The following is a 5,867-nucleotide window of genomic DNA, read 5'->3' on the forward strand; positions in this document are numbered from 1 at the left end:
ACATTTTACTCATACTCCCTACTGGAACTTCAACGTTTGCGACAGATCCGGGGTAGTCGGGAGAATTTCCACCCATGTATTTCCTGGCAAAAGCGGCACCTCCTGCGTCAGTGCAGCGTCCTCGTAGGCGCGAATGACGCCGTTGCTGCGCTTCCACTTGATTTTTCGTGCTTTGCCCTGCTGAAACAAATAACCGTCTCCAGGACCGACTACATCGACCTGCCTGCGGCCCTCGCTGTCGAGGACGCGGTGTTTGGCCGAGATGACCAGCAAATTCGTCGTCGAAAGCTGCTTGTTGTCGCTCAGGTCGACATGCGGCTTGCCAGCCGTGTAGCGCATGTATTTCTTTTGTTCGGCATCGTATGTAAAGGCAGCCTTGTTCAACGAGTGAAACGTCAAATCGACCTGTGTCGCCGGCTCGCCTTCCTTGATCTCCGCATCTGCGGGCAAGAAGGTGAAGCGAGGCACTTCAGCGGTTGTACGCATGCCTTTGTCCTGCATCGCCTGCTGGATCAGCTCTGGCTTCGTGTAAAGGTTGTGCGGCATTTTGCGGGTTTTGTCCCGCCAAAAGTATCGGCCGTTCGGGATTTCATCCAGATGGCTGTAGTTGGACCGCGCCAGCGTCTCCAGCGCTTCCTGGCTGCCGCCTGCATGGACGAGCACAGCATCAAAGCCGATGCCTAGCTGAATGAAATACGGGCGAATACTGCGTACAGGCCCGATGACCTCTGGCTGCTGGCTTTGGTAAATTGTCAAAAAGCGGGTCATCTCCCCTTCTGCCAGCACTTCGTAGATGATGTCTGCCTTGTTCAGTCCAGTCTGTGGCCGGGCAGGCGGCGCATTGTTAATCATGACCATGATCGGACGCTTGCTGTCCAGTTGTTCCTGACTGCCAAGTCCCGTCAACGGGGCGGTATACGGATATTGGACCGGTTGGTTCGTCTCCGTCGGCGTTTGCACAATAGGAGCGGTCGGCTGCTCTGGAGCCGGAGTGGGCTGCGTGTCCACCTGCTGCGTGGTGCAGGCTGTAACAAACAGCAGCAAGGATAGTAGCATGAGTGACGTTTTCGTCTGTCGTTTCATGAAATCGCTCCTTTCCATCTGTCAGTGACGTGTTTCCCCTACTTCTTTTTCGTGAGACTGGAGGGGATTCCTGCTTCCACACGTTTTCCACGATTCTCTTACGCGGCTCCCACACATCCCGTTTTTGGCTATGCTACAATAATGGAAAACAGATGCAAAGCGAGGGCGAAACCATGAACACCCCCTACCTTGTCTATCTGGTGGACGATGAAACCAACCTGCTAGAATTGCTGCAATCGTACCTGGAAAGCGCCGGATTGCAGGTCAAGGCATTTTCCAGCGGTGCCGAGGTGCTGTCACTGCTTGATGAAGATACACAGCCCCATTTGTGGATATTGGACATCATGATGCCGGACATCGACGGCTACGAACTGCTCCGGCTCATCCGCCAAAAATCGAACGTTCCGATCATTTTCATCTCGGCCCGCGACCAGGATGTCGATAAAATCATCGGGCTGGAGTTGGGCAGCGACGACTATCTGGCCAAGCCGTTTTTGCCTCGCGAGCTGGTCATTCGCGCGCAAAAGCTGTTGCAACGCACGTACGAAAAGCCAGGTGTTGCTGTCGGGGCGCCGCAGACTTTCCAGGACTGGGTAACAGTTGGTCCTTATATGATCTCAGAAAAAGGGCGGCAAGTAAAAGAAGGCGACGAACTGATTGAGCTTACGACCAAAGAGTTCGAGCTGATCGTCTACCTTTTGCACAACCAGGGGCTGGCGCTGAATCGCGAGCAAATTTTGACCTCGATCTGGGGCGAGGACTACATCGGCTCCGACCGCGCCGTCGATGACCTGGTGAAGCGAATCCGCAAAAAAATGCCCAAGTTCCCACTCGAAACCGTCTATGGCTTCGGCTACCGGATGACGCGCGTATGAGCAAATTCCGGCTGAAAAACTTGCCGCTCTCCCGGCAAATTCTCATTTTGTTCATGCTGTTGACGAGTGTGCTGGGCATTGGACTGGGCATCGTTTATCCACTGGCCGTCAAACAGTATCTCGTCTCCAACACGTATGCGCTGTTGGAGGATGAATTTTACACGCTGTCCGAGCATATTTCCTTCAATGAACACAACGAGCTTTTGCCTGTTCCGGCTGCGGCCCCCTACTTTTTGCAATTGCTGCTTTCCCGTTACGAATACTCGTTTGACATGATCGTCTACGCCGAAAACGGGCGAGAGCTGGGCAGCCGCAGCAGCAGCGGGCGGATTCCGTATGAGGAAGCGCGGGAGTTGTTCCGCAAGGCTGCCGCGCATCCGAACGACCAACTGCAACACGGCACGTTGAGCCGCGGCGACGAAAACTACCTGTTCGTCAGCAAGCGCATGGACTATCACGGCTTTCCGTACTACATGGTGCTGTTCTCCAAGGAAAAAGAGCTGAATCAGATCAACGCGATCCTCACCCGCCAGTTTTTGCTGATTTTCAGCCTGCTTTTGCTCGTGAGCTGGCTGCTCGCCGTCTGGTTCAGCGGATATTTGAGCAGGCCGCTGCGCAGTCTGGATGAGCTGTGCAAAAAAATCGCCCGCCGCCAGTTCGACATTCCGCTCGTGATGGATCGCGGCGACGAGATCGGCCAACTCGCCCGCTCATTTGACACGATGAAAAACCAGCTGAAGGAATACGACGAATCACAGCGCCATTTTGTGCAAAACATTTCCCATGAGCTGAAAACACCGATCATGGCCATTCAAGGCTATACGCAAGGCTTGATCGAGGGCGTTTTTCAGGGACCGCAAGCGGAAAAAGGGCTGGCGATCATCATGGAAGAGAGCAAACGGCTGGAAAAGGTCGTCGGACAGCTCTTGTATTTGACCAAAATCGAATCCGTCTCCCAGATGATGCAGGTAGGACGCGTCGATCTGTCGGAAATGATGCATATGCTCAGGCAACGGCTCTCCGTGTTAAACCCGCAGGTGGAATGGGAAGTGAACGTACCGCCCGAGTTAATCGTGGAAGGTGACGGCGAGCAGCTTAGCACCGCTTTTGTCAACATCATGGAAAACCAGCTCCGCTACGCCAAAAGCCGATTGACTGTCACTGGCCGACAGCTTGGGCAAAACGTAGTCGTGAGCATCTCCAACGACGGTCCGCCCATCGAGGAGGCTTTGCTGCCGAATTTGTTCCAGCGCTTCCGCAAAGGCAAATCCGGCAAGCACGGTCTTGGACTGGCGATTGCCCGCGCCGTCTTCGAAGCGCACAAAGGCACGATTGAGGCCCGCAATGACGCAGACGGACCTTGCTTTACCATGACGATCCCCGTCTCGTTCAAAGGCTGAAAGAAGCAGCAACAACAAGAGCGATTCGCCCGATGCAACCAATCATCGTGGCGGAATCGCTCTTTTTCGCGCGCCTTTTTACAAAGCAAACTCGACAAAAGCATAGCGGGACACTGTCTCGTAACCGAGCTTTTCATAGACCCGAATCGCTTGCGGATTGTCGGCAAACACCATCAAATAGACGTTGGGCGACTTTTTCAGGCCCAGCCGGCTGATGTCAGACGTAATCTGCGTCCCCAGCCCTTTTTGCCGATGCTTTTCGCTCGTTCCGATATTCCCGATCTCCACAAACGCCTCTTCGTACACGTGAAAGCCTGCCATGGCCAGCGGTTCGTCCTGCTCGGAAAAAAGCGCAATGTGCGGCATCTCGGCCACTTCTTCTGCGCGAAAGCTAATCATGCCAATCTGCTGCGCCAGCCCAACAGCTGCCTCGGCCTCAGACGACGCGAGCAGGCGAGAATCTCCTTGTGCAAGCAGCTTCTCTGGCCGGACCAGCTTCATCAGCAGCATCTCCCTTTGCGACAGCGTCCCCGGAATCGTCACCCGCCTGAGACAGTCGTGCGGCACCGCGCACACCCCATTCTGACCGACAGCCAGATTGAGGGCAGGGTGCTGACGAAAATAGTTCAGCATCTCCGTCACGTCGTAGTCTTCTTCTGCGGAAAAAAGCTGCATGGAAAACGCATGGAACGGCATCCCCTGCAAATACGAGCCAACTGCCAGCAACTCTCCTTCCTCCACATCAGCCGCAAACAAACTTCGCTCTGCCCGCAGCGTCATATTGCCGTACAAAATGTAGGATTGCTCCAATGAAATGGGCGCAAGTGCGCTGACTTGCTCATGATTCATCGGTAAAATCAAGGCGAAAACACCTCTTCTTCTGATTTCCTATTGACGTTCTTACGCCTGGCGGTTAACATGATAAAAATTTCCCAAATTTAAGATCATTCCAGGAGGAGAGTCTTGTGGCAATTTATTACACAGAACCATCTCGGACGTTTAATGAGTTTTTGCTGCTTCCGAACCTGACCACAAAAGAATGCACCCCGAACAATGTGGACTTGTCCACCCCGATTACCAAATTTAAAAAAGGGGAAAAACCAGCGATCAAGCTCAACATACCGTTCTCATCCGCAGTCATGCAAGCAGTTTCCGACCATCACATGGCGGTCGCATTGGCTAGATGTGGCGGTATTTCCTTTATTTTCGGCTCCCAATCCATCGAGAGCCAGGCGAACATGGTTCGCAAAGTCAAAAACCACAAGGCAGGCTTCGTCGTAAGCCGCTCCAACCTGACACCAAGCCACACATTGAAAGACATTTTAGAGCTGAAAGAACAGACAGGCCACTCTACCGTAGCAGTGACCGAAGACGGCTCCGCCAAGGGCAAGCTGCTCGGAATCGTTACCGGACGCGACTACCGCATCAGCCGCGATTCGCTGGACAAGCCTGTGAGCGAGATTATGACGCCGTTCTCCTCCCTGATCTACGGCAAATCCGGCATCACGCTCTCAGAGGCGAACGACCTCATCTGGGAGCACAAGCTCAACTGCCTCCCGATTGTGGACGACAATCAACATCTCGACTTCCTCGTTTTCCGCAAGGACTACGACTCCCGCAAAAACAACCCGCTGTCGCTTTTGGACGCCAATAAAAGCTATATCGTAGGCGCGGGCATCAATACAAAAGACTATCAGGAGCGCGTTCCTGCCCTGGTGGAAGCAGGCGTCGACGTCCTCGTGATCGACTCCTCCGACGGCTTCTCCGAATGGCAGCGCGACACGGTTCAGTATGTCAAACAAAACTTCAACGTGCCAATCGGCGCCGGCAACGTCGTCGACAAGGAAGGCTTCCGCTACCTCGTCGAAGCAGGCGCAGATTTTGTAAAAGTCGGCATCGGCGGCGGCTCGATCTGCATTACCCGCGAGCAAAAAGGGATCGGACGCGGCCAGGCTTCCGCTGTCATCGAAGTGGCGGCAGCCCGCGACGAATACTTCAAGGAAACCGGCATTTACGTACCGATTTGCTCCGACGGCGGCATCGTGCACGACTACCATGTGACGCTCGCTCTGGCAATGGGCGCAGACTTCGTCATGCTGGGCCGCTACTTCGCCCGCTTCGACGAAAGCCCGACCAAAAAAGTGAAGATCGGCAACAACTTTGTAAAAGAATATTGGGGAGAAGGCTCCAACCGCGCCCGCAACTGGCAGCGCTACGACACAGGCGGCAAAAGCAGCCTCGTCTTTGAAGAAGGCGTGGACTCCTATGTGCCGTACGCGGGCAGCCTGCGCGAAAACCTGGACCGCACGCTGAGCAAAATCAAGTCGACCATGTGCAACTGCGGCTCGCTGTCCATCTCCGAACTGCAGCAAAAAGCGCGCATCACGCTCATCTCCGCTACCAGCCTCATCGAAGGCGGAGCGCACGACGTCATCCTCAAGGAAAGCACCATGGCAGCCGAATAAAAACAGCATACCGTCAGGAAAAAGGGGGCTGTCTCAAACTACCA

General features: G+C 54.4%; 5 protein-coding genes. 3 read left to right on the top strand and 2 right to left on the bottom strand.

What is annotated here, in order from left to right:
• Nucleotides 1-18: 18 nt before the first annotated feature.
• Nucleotides 19-1,083 carry a DUF3048 domain-containing protein gene (locus EDM57_RS22415; RefSeq protein WP_122906894.1) on the bottom strand — a complete coding sequence of 355 codons (1,065 nt, stop codon included), beginning with the start codon at nucleotides 1,081-1,083 and terminating at the stop codon, nucleotides 19-21.
• 173 nt (nucleotides 1,084-1,256) lie between these two features.
• Here EDM57_RS22415 and EDM57_RS22420 point away from each other — a divergent pair, with 173 nt between their 5' ends.
• Nucleotides 1,257-1,958, top strand: coding sequence for a response regulator transcription factor (locus tag EDM57_RS22420; protein WP_122906898.1), 702 nt, complete (start codon nucleotides 1,257-1,259; stop codon nucleotides 1,956-1,958).
• Nucleotides 1,955-3,358, top strand: a complete 1,404-nt coding sequence (locus EDM57_RS22425; protein ID WP_122906895.1) for a sensor histidine kinase — start codon at nucleotides 1,955-1,957, stop codon at nucleotides 3,356-3,358. Before EDM57_RS22420 ends, EDM57_RS22425 begins: the two co-directional genes overlap by 4 nt.
• Nucleotides 3,359-3,436: 78 nt before the next feature.
• Here the strand turns inward: EDM57_RS22425 and EDM57_RS22430 are convergent, their stop codons facing one another.
• Nucleotides 3,437-4,219, bottom strand: coding sequence for a GNAT family N-acetyltransferase (locus EDM57_RS22430; RefSeq protein WP_122906896.1), 783 nt, complete (start codon nucleotides 4,217-4,219; stop codon nucleotides 3,437-3,439).
• Nucleotides 4,220-4,323: 104 nt separating this feature from the next.
• Here EDM57_RS22430 and EDM57_RS22435 point away from each other — a divergent pair, with 104 nt between their 5' ends.
• Nucleotides 4,324-5,823 carry an IMP dehydrogenase gene (locus EDM57_RS22435; protein ID WP_122906897.1) on the top strand — a complete coding sequence of 500 codons (1,500 nt, stop codon included), beginning with the start codon at nucleotides 4,324-4,326 and terminating at the stop codon, nucleotides 5,821-5,823.
• Nucleotides 5,824-5,867 lie beyond the last annotated feature (44 nt).

The organism is Brevibacillus gelatini (genome assembly GCF_003710935.1).
Classification (GTDB): domain Bacteria; phylum Bacillota; class Bacilli; order Brevibacillales; family Brevibacillaceae; genus Brevibacillus; species Brevibacillus gelatini.

Coding starts and splice junctions, on each gene's coding strand:
- EDM57_RS22415 (WP_122906894.1), bottom strand. CDS start 1,083: ATGAAACGACAGACGAAAACGTCACTCATGCTACTATCCTTGCTGCTG.
- EDM57_RS22420 (WP_122906898.1), top strand. CDS start 1,257: ATGAACACCCCCTACCTTGTCTATCTGGTGGACGATGAAACCAACCTG.
- EDM57_RS22425 (WP_122906895.1), top strand. CDS start 1,955: ATGAGCAAATTCCGGCTGAAAAACTTGCCGCTCTCCCGGCAAATTCTC.